Below are 18004 nucleotides of genomic sequence, written 5' to 3'. Positions count from 1 at the left end.
CGCTATCAGTTGCCGGATTGATCTCGATCGCCGGTTGTCGCCAGCGATAGCAACGGCGTGGCTGGCGCGTAGGACTCGTAGCCATCGCCATCGGCAACCGAGAAGGTAACGATCGGGTCGATCCCGTCGGCGCTGAAAGCCACCGTGCCGTCCTGCTCTTCGCGCCAGAACTTCGCCCGCTCGATGCCGGGCAGCAGCCGGCGGCAATTAGGCGCCACCGTCAACAGTGACAGGCCGTCTTGAATCGCGGCCCCGCGGGTAACCGCGCAGTCGCCTTCATCGCCATTGGCGACCAGCCTGAAGCTGGTGGACGGAGTGATCTCGTCGGCAGCGCTTTGCCCGGCGCCGCCGTGAAACAGCTGAACGCCGCCGACCAGCGCCGCGGCGGCGATCAATGCGGAAAGTATCTTCATTCTGGTATTCATCCACGCATACGCCCCGGATGAATAATCATTTCGAAGGGTTAAGCTGACGTTAATAAATGTGGCCGTCGCGCCCCTGCGTTAACCGGCGGCCTTCACATTGACCGTCTCCGGCACCGGCGTCAGCGGCCGCCGCTCGCTGAACCAGGACACCAGATTGTCGACGCACAGATCCGCCATGGCGCGGCGCGTGTGGTGCGAGGCCGACCCGACATGCGGCAGCAGCGAGGTGTTCGGCGCTTCGAGCAAGGCCTTGGGCACATTCGGTTCGTCGGCAAAGACATCGAGCCCGGCGGCGGCGATGGTGCCGTTGGCAAGCGCTGCCGCAAGAGCCGGCTCATCGACCGTGCTGCCGCGGCCAATGTTGACAAAAACGCCATTGGCGCCAAGCGCCTTCAGGATTTCGGCATTGACCGCCTTCTCGGTGGAAGCACCGCCCGGCACTACGGAAATCAGCGTATCGACCGCCTCGGCAAGGCCCTTCAGCGTCGGGTGGTATTGGTAGGCGAGGCCTTCAACCTTGCGCCGATTGTGGTAGGCGACCGGCAGCCCGAACGCCTCCAGCCGGCGTGCAATGGCCAGGCCGATGCGGCCCATGCCGAAAATACCGACATGGCGGCCGCGCAAGGTCAGCCGGCTCAGCGGATAGTTGCCCTTCTTCACCCAGTTGCCGTCGCGCAGCCATTTCTCGGCGGTATAGAGTTCGCGCACGGTGTTGAGCAAAAGGCCGATCGTGGTGTCGGCAACCTCTTCGGTCAGCACATCGGGCGTGTTGGTGACCATGATGTTTTTCTTGGCCGCGTGTGCGGCATCCACGGAATCATAGCCGACGCCGAAAGACGCGATCAATTCGAGATTGGGCAAGGCATCCATCAATGCCGCGTTGACGCCGGCGAAGGACGCGATGGCGCGCACGTCGCGGCGCATTTCGTCGGTGACCAGCGCCGGATCGGCGCGCTCGATCTTGACCCTTCTGAAAGTGCGGTCGATGCGCTCGACCGCATGGTCGTTGAAATGCCCCGGCACCAGAACGGCGACGGAGTGCAGTTGCTCAGGCTTGGTCATGCACGCTCCACCGGCTTGCCGGTCGACTGGCGCACATGCAGTTCCGGCTTGATCAGTTCCTGCGACGGCCGTACCGCCTGTCCATTCAACTTGTCGAGCAGTGCGCTGGCGGCGCGGCGGCCGACCTCGCGCTGGCCATTCCAGACCGTGGTGAGCGCCGGTGTCGCGATGGCCGCCTCCTCGAGATCGTCATAGCCGGTGACCGAGATGTCGGCGCCCGGCACCAGGCCGGCGCGGGCAATGCCGTTCATCAGCCCTATGGCGACGAGATCATTCCAGCAGCAGGCCGCGGTTGGCTTGTCTTTCAGCGCCAAAAACTGTCCAGCCGCCTCGAATCCGCCCTGCTTGGTGCGCGGCCCGGCAATGCGCCAGGATGGCCTGACCTCAAGCCCGGCCGCATCCATGGCGTTGAGATAGCCCTGATAGCGGTCGCGCCCGGTCGAAGTCTGGTCGGTCCCGCCGATCATGGCGATGCGCTTGTGGCCGAGCGAGATCAAATGATTGGTGGCAAGTGCTGTGCCATAGGCATCGTCGCCACGGAACACCGGCACGTCCGCGCCTTCCACGGTGCGCGCGATCAACACCGCCGGCAGGCCGTTTTCCTCGGCCGTGACGATGTCGGAAGCCGGCGTGCCGATGGCCGGCGACATGATGACGCCGTCGGCGCCGAGCTGCAGCAGCGTGTCGATGAAGGTGCGCTGCTTTTCCAGCTGGTCGTAGTGGTTGGACAGGATGAAGGTCTGCCGGCTGCGATCGAGCTCGCTTTCGATCGAGCGCAGGATCTCGGCGAAGAACGGGTTCATGATGTCGTGGACGACGACGCCGACAATGCCCGAGCGCGAGGTGCGCAGTGAGGCGGCGCGGCGGTTGTAGATATAGCCGATGGCGCGGGCATGTTCCTTGATGCGGTCGCGCGTGGCGCCGGCGACCAGCGGGCTGTCGCGCAGCGCGAGGGAGACCGTGGCCGTGGACACGCCGAGCGCATCCGCGATCGTCGAAAGCTTGATCTTCTGTGCCAGCCCTTCGCTCCCCGAGTTTTTAAATTTTTTAAATGCGGCGTTATGCCATCGGATTCGGAGCAAATCAAAGTTTTTTCGCCAGCGCCTCCGCCTCGACGTCGACAGTCGTGCGATTGCGCAGCCGCAGACGGTGCTCGCGGTGGATGATGTAGAGGCCGCTGGCGACGATGATGACAGCACCGACCAGCGTCCAGCGATCGGGGAACTGGTGGAAGATGATCCAGCCGGACAGGATCATCCAGACCATTTGCGAATAGGGGTACGGTGCCAGCGCCGTGGTGGTCGCCAGGCGGTAGGCCTGCACCAGCAGCCAGTGGCCGCCGGCGCCGAACACGCCCAGCATCACCAGGATGAGCCAGTGCCAGCCGTCCTGCGGCAGCCCATGCGAGAACGGCAGCATCGGCAAGAGCAGCACGGCCGGCGCCAGCGCCGAAAACAGGATCAGGCTCTCCGAGCTTTCGCTGGCCGACATGCGCCGCGTCATGATGACGTAAAAGGAGTTCGACAGCATCGAGCCGAGCGCAAAGAGATGGCCGACGCCGAAAACGCCAACGCCCGGCCGTGTGATCACGAGCACGCCGACAAAGCCCGACAGGATCGCCAGCCAGCGCCGCCATCCCGCCCATTCGCCAAGCAGCGGGCCGGCAAGCGCGGTGATCACCATCGGGCCGAAGAAGTAGATCGACGTGGTCTCGGCCAGTTGCAGTGTCTTGAGCGCCATGACGTTGCACATGGTCGAGCCGAACAGCAGCGCGCCGCGCAGGATGTGGGCCGGCAGATTGTTGGCGCGGAAACGCGATGGCTCCCGCCAGCCGCGCAGGAAGACACCGACGAGCACGACATGGACGGTGAAGCGGGCCCAGGCGACGATCAGCGCCGAGACGCCGGCCAGCACCAGATATTTGCTCGACGTGTCGAGAAAGGTGAAAAATACATAGGTCGAAAGCATGAACAGCATCGCCGCGGGCGGCGTTGCGCTTTCGTCTGATTTTGCGGGAACGTTCAATGTCAGGCCGGGCAGAGAGGATAGAAGCCTACCTTTGCGGCAATCGCCTGCGCCCGGCAAGCCAAAAGCGACTGGCACAACGGGCGACGCGCACAGGCTCAGCGCAACGCAACCAACTGCCTACGAATTAGGCCTGCATGCGGGCGCCCTTGGTGATCTTGTCGACGAGTTTCTTGTCGGCGCGCAACGCTATGCCGACGATCTTGGCGTCTTCAGGCGCGAACTCGGCGAAGACAGCGCGGTTGGCCGCATCGAAGCCGGTGGCGAACATCTCTTCGACATAGGCTGACGTCGTCACGCCGCGCTCGAGCGCCCTCCGGTGGATGGCATTGAGCGTGGGTCCATCGGCCGACAGCACGATGACCGGCTGGATCGACAGCGGATTGTAGAGGTTGCCGGCGCGGTCGCGATAGGGTTCGCCGATGATGTCGGGGAATTGCGCGACGATGCCGCTGGTCAGGAACGCCGTGACGTTGAGCTTTTGCCAGACGGCGAGATCGTCCCGCAGCACGATTGCAAATTTCGTATCGAACACCAAGATTAGGACTCCGGGAGCAGGCCCATAAGGGCAGGGATAGGCGATGGCGCACGGTCTAGACGGTCAGGCGGCACAGGGTCTTGAACGTTCGTGCGCGGACGATCGCATCGTGTCGGCGCCTGTTACCACTGGCATCGAGCGCATCGAGGCGCATTTCCATGGCAATGCCTTCGACCTGCACCGCCACGATACGCTTGCCGTCGGCGTGACGCTGTCGGGCGTGCAGCGTTTCCACTACCGGGGCGCCGTGAACCACAGCCTGCCCGGCCAGGTGATCGTGCTGCATCCCGACGAAGTGCACGATGGCGGCGCCGGCACCGAGGATGGGTTGCGCTACCGGATCCTCTATCTGGAGCCGTCGCTGCTCCTCGATTGCCTCAACGGCGCGCCGCTGCCTTTCGTCAGGGATGCCGTGGTCAGCGATCCTGCCTTGCGCGGCACGCTGCTTGCGGCCTTGGCGCCGCTCGACGAGGAACTGGGTGAGCTGTTCGTTGCCGATTTCATTGCCGAGCTGGCGCAGCATCTCAGGCGCCATGCCGGCCAGCCGGCAAAGCCGATGGGAAAGACGGCCTGGCGCGCAGCGGCGCTGGCACGGGACTATCTCGAGGAGAATGCCGAGCGGCCCGTCCGTTCCGATGAGCTGGAAGCGATCACCGGGCTCGACCGCTATGCGCTGTCACGCCATTTCCGCGCGACCTATTCCACCAGCCCGCATCGTTTCCTGCTGATGCGCCGGCTGCAAAAGGCAAGGCGGATGATCGAGATGGGTGAGCCGCTAGCCGAAATCGCCGTTGGCGCCGGCTTCAGCGACCAGAGTCATTTCAACAGACATTTCAAGAAAGCATTCGGCCTGACCCCCGGCCGCTGGTCGGCGCTGGTGCGCCGACCTTCGGTGGCGGCCTAGCTCAAAACGTGCCGATCAGTCGTCGATGTCGGTGTCCTCGTCGACGAGCACCAGCTCCTCGTTCGACAGATTGGCTTCGATGCGGGCGAGCAGCTTGAACAGCGTCTTCTGCTCCTTCTTGTCGAGGCCCTTCAAGGCCTGTTTTTCCGTCTTCTTCACCGATTTCTCGATGGCGTGGATGATTTCACGACCGGTGTCGGTGAGGAAAATATGCGCCTGGCGGGCGTCCGCCGAGGAGGCGCGCTTTTCAAGAAAGCCCTGCGCCTGCAGCCGGTTGATGGTCTTGGTGATGGTCGGCGGGCGCACGCCGAGCCGGCCGGCGAGATTGCCCGGCGTCTGGCCATCCTCGCGGTCGAGCGTCAGCATGATCTGGTCCTGGCCGGCATAGAAGCCATGCGCCAGAAGCCGCGCCGCCAGCGCGGTCCTTGCCAGCCTTGCCGCCGAATGCAGCCGGCTCATCGTTGCAGTCTTGTCCGCCTTGGCCATGGTGATCCCTCTTCGGCCGTACCGGTGCGTGCAGCATAGACGCAGCCGGCCGGTTGGCAATCGACGATCAAAAAGATTCCGGCTTTCGAAACAGCTTTGCCGGCAAGCATTTGTGGTGCCCACCGTGGTGATGCCAGATGTTTATTTCAGTTAGATGACAAACGAGTTTCCGCCAAGGCGATTGCAGTGGTTTGAGACGGCGCGGCTCCGCACAGCTCAACGAAGAGTGTTTCAGGCGACGTGTTGGACGGTCGGCATCCCCCGCACACGACCTGCTCGGGCGGTGTTTCGGTCCAACCCACCCGCTCCATCACCCCTGGGTCAAACGCCCAGGCGGTTTGCCCCGTGCAAAAACCCGGCACACATCCTATATCAGGCCAACAATCCCTTCTTGCGGCCCGGAATTTCGCGGCCCAGTCATTCGAGGCAAGACATGAGCGATGCACAGACGACGCAGATCCCCGTGACCGTTCTCACCGGCTATCTCGGTGCCGGCAAGACGACGCTGCTCAACCGCATCCTGTCGGAAAACCATGGCAAACGTTACGCCGTCATCGTCAATGAGTTCGGCGAGATCGGCATCGACAACGAGCTGATCGTGGAATCCGACGAGGAAATCTACGAAATGAACAATGGCTGCGTCTGCTGCACGGTGCGCGGCGACCTGATCCGCGTCGTCGAAGGCCTGATGCGCCGTCCCGGCCGTTTCGACGCCATCGTCGTCGAGACTACGGGTCTGGCCGACCCGGTGCCGGTGGCGCAGACCTTCTTCATGGACGACGACGTGCGCTCCAAGACCAAGCTCGACGCTGTCGTGGCGCTGGTCGACGCCAAGCATCTGCCGCTCAGGCTGAAGGATTCCAGGGAGGCCGAGGACCAGATCGCCTTCGCCGATGTCGTGGTGCTCAACAAGACCGATCTGGTGACGCCGGAAGAGCTGGCCAAGGTAGAAGCGACCATCCGCGCCATCAACCCGGCGGCCAGGATCCACCGCACCACCCGCGCCGGTGTGGCGCTGTCCGAAGTGCTCGACCGCGGCGCCTTCGACCTGTCGCGTGCATTGGAGAATGACCCCCATTTCCTCGAAGCGCACGATCATGACCACGACCATCATGATCACGACCACGACCATGATCATCACCACGATCATGACGGGCACGACCATCATCACCACGATCATGCGCACCCCTCCGACATTCACGATGTGACGGTGCAGTCGGTGTCGCTGCGCGGCGGCGAGATGGATTCGAAGAAATTCTTCCCCTGGATCGAGAAGATCACCCAGATGGAAGGCCCCAATATCCTGCGGCTGAAAGGCATCATCGCGCTCAAGGGCGACGACGAGCGCTATGTCATCCAGGGCGTGCACATGATCATCGAAGGCGACCACCAGCGCGCGTGGAAAGACGGCGAAAAGCATGAGAGCCGGCTGGTGTTCATCGGCCGCGACCTCGACGCCGAGCGGCTGAAGAAGAGCTTTGACGCCTGCCAGGCCGCTTGATTTCCGAACTTTATGGCGCTAGCGCTGCGCCCTTCTTCCTTCTCCCACAAGGGGAGAAGGTCGGCGCCACGCCTGGCCGCCCCAGTGGCTTCCCGGGGATGACGACAAAATTCATTGGAATGGTTCTGATGCCCACGGTTGCCCCGCTTGATCTCGACGGCCATTGCGTCGCCGCCGTCTTCCTCGACAATGTGCCGCATTTTGCGCAGGCCGATGGGACCGTCCATCGGCTCGACAACGGCCACAAGACGGCGCAGGTCAATGACGGGTTGCTCTCCACCTTTCACGACGCAGCCCACGATCGGCTGATCACGGGCGGAGAGGACGGCAAGATTTTTGCCGTTGCCGCGGGTGGCAATGTCAGCGAGCTGGCGGGCGCCGGCAGGAAGTGGATCACCAGCGTTGCCGCCGGGCCGCAAGGCGCGATTGCCTATGCGACGGGCAAAACCGCTTTCGTGCGCTTCGCCGACGGCAAAACCAAAGAATTTGCTCATCCGCGTTCGGTGGAGGGGCTGGCTTTCTCGCCCAAGGGCATGCGCTTCGGCGTCGCCCGCTACAATGGCGCGACGCTGCATTTCCCGGCCGCCGAAGGCAAACCTGTGGAGCTGGAATGGGCGGGCGCCCACACCGGCATCACCTTTTCGCCGGACGGCGCCTTCCTAGTCACTACCATGCAGGAAAACGCGCTGCATGGCTGGAAGCTTGCCGACGGCAAGCACATGCGCATGACCGGCTATCCCGGCAAGGTCAAAAGCCTGTCGTGGAGCGTGAAGGGCAAGTGGCTGGCGAGTTCCGGCGCGCCGGCGGCGATCGTCTGGCCGTTTTCGGGCAAGGACGGCCCGATGGGCAAGGCGCCGCTGGAGCTCGGCACGCGCGGCAATGCGATGGTGACGTCAGTCGCCTGCCATCCGAGCCAGGATGTCGTCGCTGTCGGCTATGATGACGGCATGGTGATGGCGGTACGCTTTGCCGACGCCAAGGAGGTGCTGTTGCGCCGTCCCGGCAAGGGCGCCATCACCGCGATGATGTGGGACAAGGAAGAACGCCGGATCGCCTTCGGAAGTGCGACCGGCGATTGCGGCGTCATCGACATCTCGGCCTAACCGGAACGCTCTTACTCAGCCCCGCAAGACACTTTGCCTGTGACTTCGACCGGCTTGCCGTCCTGGTCCGTGTCCGCGGCGGCATCATAGATGGAGAGCGTATAGTTCCCGTCATAGACGCCTTCGTCCGTGGTCTTGGTCAGGATTGTCAGCTCGACCGAGTTGATGTGCTGCGCGACTTCATGCTCGTGGTAGATGTTCAGCCGCAATTCCTTGTCGTCGAGCCAGTACTGCGTCAGGTTGGAATCCTCGAACACTGTCTTGCGCAGGCTGTCGCCGTCGGGCCGGCCGAGAATTTCAAGATTGCCACGAAAGTTGAAGGTCGGTCCGCCCATGCCCCGGGTGACGCCGGCTTCGACCTCGAAATTTGCCGCCTTGTCATCGGCGGAACACCAGATGCCACCCGATGCGAAGGCCGCGCCAGCCGACAAAAGCAACATCGCCGTACAGATGATCGCCCGCATTTTTCCCCCAAAATCACAAGCCAGCCCGTATTGGCACCGGGCTCTGCCTCCAGGTCAAGCGCTAGTCCGGTAACGCTGAACCAATGCAGGGCAGCCCGGCGGCCAATTGCGGTTTAAGTGAGCGATTGGCTAGAGTGACGGCCGAGAGGGATTTTCATGCATTCAAACGACCATTCCAGCCCATCGATCGGCGGCATTAGCCGTGACCGCATCGCGCAATTGCGCGATAGCGAGGCGGAGGCCTTCCGCAAGGCGCGGCCGAAATCGGCGGCCAAGGTGGGCAACGGCCTGCCCGGCTTCTTCGGCGGTGTGCCGATGCACTGGATGAACGACTGGCCGACGCCGTTCCCGATCCTGGTCGACAGCGCCAAAGGCGCCACCATCACAGACATTGACGGCAACAGGCTCGACGATTTCTGCCTTGGCGACACCGGCTCGATGTTCGGCCACTCGCCGCCGCCGGTGGCGCGCGCCATCCGCCGCCAGGCCGGGCGCGGTCTGACCTACATGCTGCCTTCGGAGGACGCGCTCGCCATCGGGCCGCTGCTGCAAGAGCGCTTCGGCCTGCCGTTCTGGCAGATCGCCACCACCGCCACCGACGCCAACCGCTTCGCGCTGCGCGTTGCTCGCGCCGTCACCGGTCGCGAAAAAATCCTGGTCTTCAATGGCTGTTACCACGGCTCGGTCGACGAGACGATGGTGCGGCTGGTCGATGGTATCGCAGTCAACCGGCCGGGACTGGCGGGCGAATTCCGCGACCTGACCAGGACGGCGAAGGTCATCGAATTCAACGATGTCGCCGCGCTGGAAGCGGCGCTCAAGGACAAAGACGTGGCCTGCGTCATCGCCGAGCCGGTGCTGACCAATTCCTGCATGGTGCTGCCCGATCGCGGTTTCCACGATGTGCTGCGCAAACTGACGCGCGCGGCCGGCACGCTGCTTCTGATCGACGAGACCCACACCATCTCCACCGGCCCGGGCGGCTACACCAAAAAATTCGGGCTGCAACCCGACCTGTTCGTGCTGGGCAAGCCGATCGCCGGCGGCGTGCCGGCGAGCGTGTGGGGGATGAGCGACGAGGTCGCCAGCCGCTATGCCGACTACAACAGAACCAAGGAACCGGGCTATTCCGGCATGGGCACGACGCTGTCGGCCAACCCGCTGCAGTTCGCGGCGATGCGCGCCACGCTCGAAGAGGTGATGACGCAGGAGAATTATACCCGGATGGACCGCCTCGCCCTGCGGCTCGACGCCGGGCTGACCGGGGTCATCGATCGCTACAATCTCCCTTGGCATGTCGCGCGTGTCGGCGCGCGCGTCGAGTTCATCTGCGCGCCCGGCCCGTTGCGCAATGGCGCCGAGGCCGAGACTGCCCATGCACCGGAGCTCGAAGCCGCTGTCCATGTCGCGCTGATCAACCAGGGCGTGCTGATCGCGCCCTTCCACAACATGATGCTGATCTCGCCGGCCACCACCGGCGCCCAGGTCAACCGGCTGATCACCGCCTTCGCCACGGTTGCGGCAAGGCTGACGGCATGAGACAAGCGACTGAACGGGCGGTCAACGAACGGGCCGCCAAGCCAACCTTGAGTACAGTAATCATGACTTCACCTTCGGACTCGACGCCCGCCGAGGCGCAAGCCTTTCTCGACGCCCATCCCGAAATCGAAGCTTTCGATATCGTCTTGACCGACGCCAACGGCGTCGGCCGCGGCAAGATCGTGCGCAGGCATGAGCTGAAAAGCATTTTCGAGGGCGGCCGCCACATGCCGATCTCGATCCTCGGCCTCGACATCACCGGCGAGGACGTACACGAGACCGGACTGATCTGGACGACCGGCGACGGCGACCTCAGGGCTTGGCCGATCCCCGGCACGCTGGTACCGCTCTACGGCACCAGCCCGCCGCGCGGCCAGTTGCTGATGGCGATGTACCATCTCGACGGACAGCCAATGTCGTCGGACCCGCGGTTGGCGCTGGCCCGGCAGGTCGACATATTGGCCGCCAAGGGTCTCTACCCCGCCGGCGCCTTCGAGCTCGAATTCTTCCTGCTTGCCAATGAGCGCGACGCCGACGGCAAGGTGAAGCCGGCCGACGCCGTGCTCGACGGCCGCCGCTCGGCCAAGACCGAGGTCTATTCGGTCGACCACCTACACGGCATGGAGCCGCTGTTTTCAGACATCTATGCCGCAGCCAAGGCGCAAGGCATTCCGGCCGAGACGGTGATTTCCGAATATGCGCCCGGCCAGTACGAACTGACGCTGAACTACCGCAAGGACGTGATGCGGGCGGCCGACGATCTGGTCATGCTGAAGCGGCTGGTGCGGGCGCAGGCGCGCCGGCACGGCGTCACCGCCTGCTTCATGGCCAAGCCGATCGAAAAATATGCCGGCTCGGGCATGCATTTCCATGTCTCGCTGCAAGACAAGGCTGGCCGGAACGTCTTTGCCGAGGCTGGCGGCGAAAGCTGGTCGCTGCCTTTGCTGCAAGGGCTCGGCGGGCTGATCCAGACCATGGCGGAATCGATGCTGGTGTTTGCGCCGCACGCCAATTCCTGGCGCCGCTTCGTCTCGCAATCCTATGCGCCGGTGGCGCCGACCTGGGGCGTCAACAACCGCTCGGTGGCGCTGCGCGTGCCGGCGGGCGATGCAAAAAACCGACGCATCGAGCACCGGCCGTCGGGCGTCGACGCCAATCCGTATCTGATCGCGGCAACCGTGCTGGCCGGCATTGTCAAAGGTCTGGACGAAGGCCTCGACCCCGGTCCGGAGACGACCGGCAATGGCTATGAAGCAGCCGTCACGCGCACGACAATGCCAGTCGACTGGCGCGCCGCGATCGAGGCGGCGCGGGCGTCGAGCTTCCTGAAAGAGGCGCTGGGCGAGGATCTGCACCGCACCTTCGTGGCGATCAAGCAGTCCGAATATCTACGCGTCGCCCGTACCGTGAGCGAACTGGATTACCACCTTTATCTGCACGAGGTGTGACGACCTGATGCTGGGCGGCGTTCACTTTTTTGCCGCCTGCATCAAATGAGGTAGCATCAGGGCCGTTAAGAACATATCATGAACGGATGAGCGCACTCACCGTCCGTGAAAAGCTGGCGATCCTGTCCGACGCCGCCAAATACGACGCTTCCTGCGCCTCGTCGGGCTCGGCGAAGAAGGATTCGCTCAGATCCGGCGGCATCGGCTCCACCGAAGGCATGGGCATCTGCCATTCCTACGCGCCGGACGGCCGCTGCATTTCGCTCTTGAAAATCCTGCTTACCAATTTCTGCATCTACGATTGCAGCTATTGCATCAACCGTTCGTCGTCCAACGTGCGGCGCGCCCGCTTCGGCATCGATGAGGTGGTGAAGCTGACCATGGATTTCTACCGCCGCAACTACATTGAGGGCCTGTTCCTGTCCTCAGGCGTCATCCGCTCGCCCGACGAGACCATGGCCGAGATGGTTGAGGTTGCGCGGCGGTTGCGGCTCGGCGAGAAATTCTCCGGCTATATCCATCTGAAGACCATCCCGGAAAGCTCGGCCGAACTGGTCGAGCAGGCCGGGCTTTATGCCGACCGGCTGTCAATCAATGTCGAGCTGCCGACCGATGAAGGCGTGAAAAAACTGGCGCCGGAGAAGAAACCGGAAACGATCCGCCTGTCCATGGCCAGGCTGCGCAGCAAGATGGAGGAAAAGGCCGAGCCGACGCTACGGACCAAGAAGCGCGAACGCTTTGCGCCGGGCGGGCAATCGACGCAGATGATCGTTGGCGCCGACAAGACATCCGACGATGGCATATTGCACACCAGCGCCCGGCTCTATGGCAGCTATCATTTGCGGCGCGTCTATTATTCCGCCTTCAGCCCGATCCCGGATTCGTCGTCGTCGCTCCCCCTGCAGAAGCCGCCGCTGATGCGCGAGCACCGGCTTTACCAGGCTGACTGGCTGATGCGCTTCTACGGTTTTTCGCAACCGGAAATCCTCGCCGGCAGCAGCGACGGGATGCTCGATCTCACCATCGACCCGAAGCTCGCTTGGGCTTTGCGCAACCGGGGGCGGTTTCCGGTCGACATTAACCGCGCCGATCGCGAGGCGCTGCTGCGCGTACCAGGCCTCGGCACCAAGGTGATCGCAAAAATCCTGGAGACGCGCCGCCACCGGCGGCTGCGGCTGGAAGATGTCGGACGCATCTGCCAGTCGATCGCCAAGCTGCGGCCGTTCATCATCGCCGAAGGCTGGTCGCCGGGCGGGCTCACCGACAAGGTTGGCCTGCGCGACACGATCGTGCGCTCCTGCGAACAACTGTCGCTGTTTTGATCATGCAGCCGGTTCAACTCAATCTTGCCCGATACAGCGTGCGGCTAGCCAGCCAGACCGATTTCGCCGACTGGCGCGATGCGGCTCGGCGGCTGGCGCTGAACGAGGTGCGGCCCGAGGATGTGAGCTGGCATGTTTCGGCTGGTTCCGATGCGCCGCAAAACGATCTGCCGGACGTGCCGGAGCGCGCGCAACTCGTCGTGCCGCGCGAGTTTATTGCACATGCCGAGACCGCCTTTTGCCATTCCGATCCCGGCCGGTTTGCTTTTCTCTACCGGATGCTGTGGCGCCTCCGCAGCGAGCCGAAGCTGCTGGCCATCGCAACGGATCCCGACACCAGGCGGCTGGAAGCCATGGAAAAGGCGGTGCGGCGCGACAGCCACAAGATGCATGCCTTCGTTCGCTTCCGGAAGATCAGCGAGGGCAGCGACGAGCGCTACGTCGCCTGGTTCGAGCCGGACCATTTCATCGTCGAGCGCAATGCGGAATTCTTCGTCAGGCGTTTCACCGGCATGCGCTGGACCATCCTGACGCCCTATGCTTCGGCCGACTGGGACGGCGAAAGGCTGGCCATTGGCCCGGGTGCGGCCAAGGGCGACGCGCCGGCCGAGGATGATACCGAGGCTTTGTGGCTCACCTACTTCGAGAACATCTTCAACCCGGCACGGCTGAAGGTGAAAGCGATGCAGAAGGAGATGCCGAAGAAATATTGGCGGAACCTTCCGGAGGCCTCGCTCATTCCAGATCTGATCGCAGGCGCGGACGAGGCCGCCAGGGATATGATTGCCAGAATGCCAACGACGCCGGCGCCGCATCATGCCAAGGCGCAGGCGCGGCATTGGCCGAAGGTTGAGCCGGCCGAGGCGTCGGATGATGACGCCAGCACCATTTCCGAACTACGCGAAGCCGCAAAAGGCTGCCGCCGCTGCCCGCTCTGGCGCGATGCGACCCAGACCGTGTTCGGCGAAGGACCAGATACTGCCAAAGTGGTTTTCGTCGGCGAACAGCCTGGCGATCAGGAGGACCTCGCCGGCAAACCTTTTGTCGGCCCGGCGGGAAAGGTGTTCGATGCGATACTGGACGATGCCGGTGTCGACCGGCAAAAGGTCTACGTCACCAATGCCGTAAAACACTTCAAATTCGAACCGCGCGGCAAGCGCCGCATCCATTCCAAGCCGAACGCCGGCGAGGTTCAGGCCTGCCGCTGGTGGATCGGCAAGGAACTCGAACTGATCAAACCAGACTTTGCCGTGGCGCTCGGCGCAACGGCGGCCTTGTCGCTGCTGGGCAAGGCGATCCCGGTGACAAAGATGCGCGGCCAGATGGTTGAGCGGGAGGACGGCTTGCGGGTGTTCATCACCATCCACCCGTCCTTCATCCTGCGCATCCAGGAGCCTGCCGAGAAGGAGGCTGAGCGGGAGCGGTTTTTGCGGGATATGAAAGAGGTGAAGCGGTTGATGGTGGCGTGAGATGAGCGAAAGCCTCCGCGCCTTCGTCATCCACGGACGAAGCAAGGAGCGTAGCGACGCAGCGCAGACCCGAGGATCCATGCCGCGACCTCAATGCTCCGCCACGGTGCAGAACAAGCCCTGGTGAACGCGACCTTCATTCTGTGCCGCTGCGCTCTTCGGCCGCTGTCACGGCATGGATCCTAGGGTTTCCGCGACGTCGCTTCGCGACCGCTCCACCCCTAGGATGACGAAGCTGAGAGGCTTCGGCCATTCACCATCGGTTTCGCGACTGAGCGCCAGCCGCGACGACGCGCTCTACCGAATCAGGATCGCCCTCAAATCATTCACATTCGTGCCTGTAGGTCCCGGCACAAACAGATCTCCTACCGCATTGAACGCCGTCCAGGCATTGTTCCCCGCAAGCATCGCCTTTGCGTCCACACTGGCCGCTCGCATACGCGAGACGGTCGAGCCGTCGGCGAAGGCGCCCGCATTGTCTTCCGAACCGTCAATGCCGTCTGTGTCGGCAGCCAGCGCATGGATGCCGTCAGCACCGCTGATGCCGATGGCGAAAGCGAGCAGGAATTCCGAATTGCGGCCGCCCTTGCCCTTGGCCCGCAAGGTGACCGTGGTTTCGCCGCCCGACAGGATCAGAACCGGCTTCGAAAATGGCCGGTTACGCGTCGCCACTTCGCGCGCGATGGCGGCATGCACGCCGCCGACCTCGCGCGCTTCGCCCTCAATGGAATCGGAGAGGATGACGGCTTCGATGCCTTGCCGCCTTGCCTCCGCCGCTGCCGCTTCCAGCGATACGCCGGCCGAAGCGATCAGATGCACTTCATTGCCGGTGAAGCGCGGATCGTCGGGACTAGGCGCATCAGCCTCCGGCGAATTGATGTGCGCCATGACGGTGTCCGGCAATTTCATGCCATAGGCCGCAATCGAGGCCAACGCATCGGCGCGGCTGCCTGTGTCGGGCACGGTCGGGCCGGAAGCCACCAGTGCCGGATTGTCGCCGGGAATGTCCGACACGACCAGCGACACGACCTTGGCCGGGTTTGCAGCCGCGGCCAGCCTGCCGCCCTTGATGGTCGAGACATGCTTGCGGATGGTGTTCATGGCCGCAATCGGCGCGCCGGAGGCGAGCAGCGCCTCGTTGACGGCGATCTCGTCGGCCAGCGTCAGGCCGGCGGCAGGCGACGGCAGCAGGGCCGAGCCGCCACCGGATATCAGCGCCACCACCAGATCGTCAGCCGTCAGCCCCTGCACCGTTTCGAGCAGGCGTCGCGAGGCTTCGAGGCCGGCGGCATCCGGCACCGGATGTGCCGCCTCGATGATCTCGATGCGCTCGCATTTGGCGCCATAGCCGTAGCGGGTGACGACCAGCCCTTCGATCGGGCCGTCCCAGACCTTCTCGAAGGCGGCAGCCATTTGCGCCGAGCCTTTACCGGCGCCGATGACGATGGTGCGACCTTTGGGCCTGGCCGGCAGATGATCCCGGATCGTGCGTTCGGGATCGGCGGCAGCAACGGCGGCGTCGAAGATGGAGATGAGGAAGGACTTGGGTTCGAGCACGGTCATTCCGCAGCCAGCACCAGTCCACGCTTGTCGACGCCGAGATGGTCGCACAGCGCATCGACGACGACACCGTGATCCTCACGTTCGGGCAAACCAGAGACCGTAATCGCGCCAATAACACCAGCGCCCTTGACCGTTATGGGAAAGCCGCCGCCGGCCAGCACATAGTCGGCGATGTCCAGCCCCTCGCCGACCTTGAAGGTGCGGTCCGGCCGCTGCTGCTCCAGCACCAGGCGGTAGGTGCTTTTGAGGTAACGCTTTACGACATTGATCTTGCGCCGCGCCCAGTCGGGGTTGGAGGCGTTGGAGCCCGGCATCGCGGCATAGAACAGCGGCCGATCCCACAGCCTGATGTCGACGATGATGGGCATGGCCTCGGCCAGCGCGCGCTCACGGATCGCCGCGCCGATCTTGAAGGCGACGGCCTCGTCGAAGGTCGGGAAGACCAGCGTCTCTTCCTGTTTCTGGATCAGAGCGATGTCGTCCGCAGCGGCCATTTTCTTTCTCCGAAATCGTCACACGTCGTGTGTACGACAAGCTCCGCCCGGTCAAGCTCCCGTCTTGCCGCGCCAGGATCGACCCCCACTCCGTCGAGCTTCGCTCGACACCTCTCCCCCGATCGACGGGGGAGAGGAAGGGCGCCAAGCTGTCCGAACCAGCGCCCGTCCCGCGAAGCAGTTGGCTCCCTTCCTCTCCCTCCGGAGGGGGGAGAGGTGGCGCCGCGAAGCGGCGACGGAGTGGGGGAACCACTCGGCAACCGGGCGCAATCGTCATCTTGTCCCGCGCAAAGATCGACCCCACTCCGTCGAGCTGCGGGTCTCTCCCCTCGGGGGCCGGGCCTTATCCCGCAATCATATCGCTCTTCGCCGGCCGCCCCGCGACATAGACCTCGCGCACGGCGCGGTCGTCGCCCAGCGTCTGCAGCAGGAAGAGTTCTTCGGCCAGCGTCTCCACTGTTTCCATCCGTAGCCGCATCGCCGGCGTGGCGCGGGCGTCGAGCACGGTGATGTCGGCGTCGGTGCCTTCATCCAGCGTGCCGACCTTGCCTGCTACCGACAGTGCCTCGGCATTGCCACGCGTGACCTGCCAGAAGGACTGGAACGGGTTCAGCTTCTCGCCGTTCAGCGCGATCACCTTGTAGCCTTCGTCCATGGTGCGCAGCATCGAATAGTTGGTACCGCCACCAACGTCGGTCGCAGCGGCGATGCGCAACGGCTTCTGACGACGACGAAAGCGCTGGTAGTCGAACAGGCCGGAGCCGAGGAACAGGTTCGAAGTCGGGCAGAACACTGCCACCGAGCCTGATTCCGACAGCGCATCCGCCTCGCGCTCCGACAAATGAATGCAGTGGCCGAACAGGCTCTTTTTTCCCAACAGCCCGTACATCTCGTAGACATCGGTGTAGTCGCGCGCCTGCGGATAGAGCTTTTGCGTGAAGGCGATCTCGGCGTGGTTTTCCGACAGATGCGTCTGCATGTGCAAATCGGGGTGCTCGCGGCAGAGCGCGCCCGACATCTCCAGCTGCTCGGGCGAGGACGTTATGGCGAAGCGCGGCGTGATCGCATAAAGCTGGCGCCCCTTGCCGTGCCATTCGGCAATCAGCGCCTTGGTGTCGTCATAGCCGGATTGCGGTGTGTCGAGCACGCCTGCCGGCGCATTGCGGTCCATCATCACCTTGCCGGCGATGTTGAGCATGCCGCGCGCATGCGATTCGGCGAAGAACGCTTCGGCGGAGGCCTTGTGCACCGAGCAGTAGGCAGCGACCGTCGTCGTGCCATGGCGCACCATCTCGTCCAGGAACAGCCGGGCGATGCGGCGGCCGTGCTGGGCGTTCTGGAATTTCGTTTCCTCGGGGAAGGTGTATTTGTTCAGCCAGTCGAGCAGTTCGGCGCCGTAGGAAGCAATCACCTGCATCTGCGGAAAATGCACATGCGCGTCAATGAAGCCTGGCAAAAGCAGATGCGGCCGGTGGTCGATTTTCCTAACGCCCTCGCCGGCCAGCTTCTCGACCTGCGCATAGGCGCCGGCAGCGACGATCAGGCCATCGCTAATCAGCAGGCCGCCATCCTCCTCATAGCGCCAGGCGGCATGGTCGTCGATTGCTTCGGGCCAGCGCAAAAAGCTCAGCGTGCGACCGCGCAGAAGTGTGGAGGTCATG

Annotated in this window: 17 protein-coding genes; 7 read left to right on the top strand and 10 right to left on the bottom strand. The window is 63.7% G+C overall.

Annotation, left to right across the window (positions count from 1 at the left end; translation table 11 throughout):
- Window positions 1–5: 5 nt before the first annotated feature.
- From AC1DYC_RS24360 to AC1DYC_RS24340, 5 genes are all read right to left on the bottom strand, one after another.
- Window positions 6–413, bottom strand: a complete 408-nt coding sequence (locus AC1DYC_RS24360) for a hypothetical protein (RefSeq protein WP_477410340.1) — start codon at window positions 411–413, stop codon at window positions 6–8.
- Between the two features lie 90 nt (window positions 414–503).
- Entirely contained in the window at window positions 504–1487 is a 984-nt protein-coding gene (locus tag AC1DYC_RS24355; protein ID WP_477410339.1) for a 2-hydroxyacid dehydrogenase, read from the bottom strand.
- On the bottom strand, window positions 1484–2506 hold the full coding sequence (locus AC1DYC_RS24350) for a LacI family DNA-binding transcriptional regulator (protein WP_477410546.1): 1023 nt from the start codon (window positions 2504–2506) through the stop codon (window positions 1484–1486). Before AC1DYC_RS24350 ends, AC1DYC_RS24355 begins: the two co-directional genes overlap by 4 nt.
- A gap of 64 nt (window positions 2507–2570) precedes the next feature.
- Window positions 2571–3455, bottom strand: coding sequence for a DMT family transporter (locus AC1DYC_RS24345; RefSeq protein WP_477410338.1), 885 nt, complete (start codon window positions 3453–3455; stop codon window positions 2571–2573).
- A gap of 184 nt (window positions 3456–3639) precedes the next feature.
- The gene (locus AC1DYC_RS24340; protein ID WP_477410337.1) at window positions 3640–4047 is read right to left on the bottom strand and encodes a DUF2000 family protein; all 408 of its coding nucleotides are present in this window, start codon (window positions 4045–4047) and stop codon (window positions 3640–3642) included.
- Between the two features lie 46 nt (window positions 4048–4093).
- Between AC1DYC_RS24340 and AC1DYC_RS24335 the strand changes: the two genes are divergently transcribed.
- Window positions 4094–4954: an AraC family transcriptional regulator gene (locus AC1DYC_RS24335; RefSeq protein WP_477410336.1), complete on the top strand. Its 861-nt coding sequence runs from the start codon at window positions 4094–4096 to the stop codon at window positions 4952–4954.
- 15 nt (window positions 4955–4969) lie between these two features.
- Here the strand turns inward: AC1DYC_RS24335 and AC1DYC_RS24330 are convergent, their stop codons facing one another.
- The gene (locus tag AC1DYC_RS24330; protein WP_477410335.1) at window positions 4970–5440 is read right to left on the bottom strand and encodes a MarR family winged helix-turn-helix transcriptional regulator; all 471 of its coding nucleotides are present in this window, start codon (window positions 5438–5440) and stop codon (window positions 4970–4972) included.
- Window positions 5441–5873: 433 nt separating this feature from the next.
- Here AC1DYC_RS24330 and AC1DYC_RS24325 point away from each other — a divergent pair, with 433 nt between their 5' ends.
- The gene (locus AC1DYC_RS24325; protein WP_477410334.1) at window positions 5874–6941 is read left to right on the top strand and encodes a CobW family GTP-binding protein; all 1068 of its coding nucleotides are present in this window, start codon (window positions 5874–5876) and stop codon (window positions 6939–6941) included.
- A 128-nt stretch (window positions 6942–7069) separates the two neighbouring features.
- Window positions 7070–8044, top strand: coding sequence for a WD40 repeat domain-containing protein (locus AC1DYC_RS24320; RefSeq protein WP_477410333.1), 975 nt, complete (start codon window positions 7070–7072; stop codon window positions 8042–8044).
- 11 nt (window positions 8045–8055) lie between these two features.
- Here the strand turns inward: AC1DYC_RS24320 and AC1DYC_RS24315 are convergent, their stop codons facing one another.
- On the bottom strand, window positions 8056–8508 hold the full coding sequence (locus AC1DYC_RS24315) for a hypothetical protein (protein ID WP_477410332.1): 453 nt from the start codon (window positions 8506–8508) through the stop codon (window positions 8056–8058).
- 156 nt (window positions 8509–8664) lie between these two features.
- On the opposite strand from AC1DYC_RS24315, the gene AC1DYC_RS24310 reads away from it, so the two are divergent.
- The 4 genes from AC1DYC_RS24310 (at window position 8665) to AC1DYC_RS24295 (ending at window position 14286) form a co-directional block, all read left to right on the top strand.
- Window positions 8665–10047, top strand: a complete 1383-nt coding sequence (locus tag AC1DYC_RS24310) for an aspartate aminotransferase family protein (protein ID WP_477410331.1) — start codon at window positions 8665–8667, stop codon at window positions 10045–10047.
- A 62-nt stretch (window positions 10048–10109) separates the two neighbouring features.
- On the top strand, window positions 10110–11495 hold the full coding sequence (locus AC1DYC_RS24305) for a glutamine synthetase family protein (RefSeq protein WP_477410330.1): 1386 nt from the start codon (window positions 10110–10112) through the stop codon (window positions 11493–11495).
- Window positions 11496–11581: 86 nt separating this feature from the next.
- A complete protein-coding gene (locus AC1DYC_RS24300) occupies window positions 11582–12817 on the top strand; it encodes a putative DNA modification/repair radical SAM protein (RefSeq protein ID WP_477410329.1) in 1236 nt (411 codons plus the stop codon).
- A 2-nt stretch (window positions 12818–12819) separates the two neighbouring features.
- Window positions 12820–14286, top strand: a complete 1467-nt coding sequence (locus AC1DYC_RS24295) for a UdgX family uracil-DNA binding protein (RefSeq protein ID WP_477410328.1) — start codon at window positions 12820–12822, stop codon at window positions 14284–14286.
- 297 nt (window positions 14287–14583) lie between these two features.
- Here the strand turns inward: AC1DYC_RS24295 and AC1DYC_RS24290 are convergent, their stop codons facing one another.
- The 3 genes from AC1DYC_RS24290 to guaD form a co-directional block, all read right to left on the bottom strand.
- Window positions 14584–15849: a glycerate kinase type-2 family protein gene (locus AC1DYC_RS24290; RefSeq protein WP_477410327.1), complete on the bottom strand. Its 1266-nt coding sequence runs from the start codon at window positions 15847–15849 to the stop codon at window positions 14584–14586.
- Entirely contained in the window at window positions 15846–16343 is a 498-nt protein-coding gene (locus AC1DYC_RS24285) for a heme-degrading domain-containing protein (protein ID WP_477410326.1), read from the bottom strand. Before AC1DYC_RS24285 ends, AC1DYC_RS24290 begins: the two co-directional genes overlap by 4 nt.
- Before the next feature lie 343 nt (window positions 16344–16686).
- Complete coding sequence (gene guaD / locus AC1DYC_RS24280) at window positions 16687–18003, bottom strand: guanine deaminase (protein WP_477410325.1); 1317 nt, start codon at window positions 18001–18003, stop codon at window positions 16687–16689.
- Window position 18004 lies beyond the last annotated feature (1 nt).

The organism is Mesorhizobium sp. P2_E7 (assembly GCF_056403855.1).
Note: the sequence above shows the minus strand (reverse complement) of the source record. Positions and strands in the feature narration are given on the sequence as shown.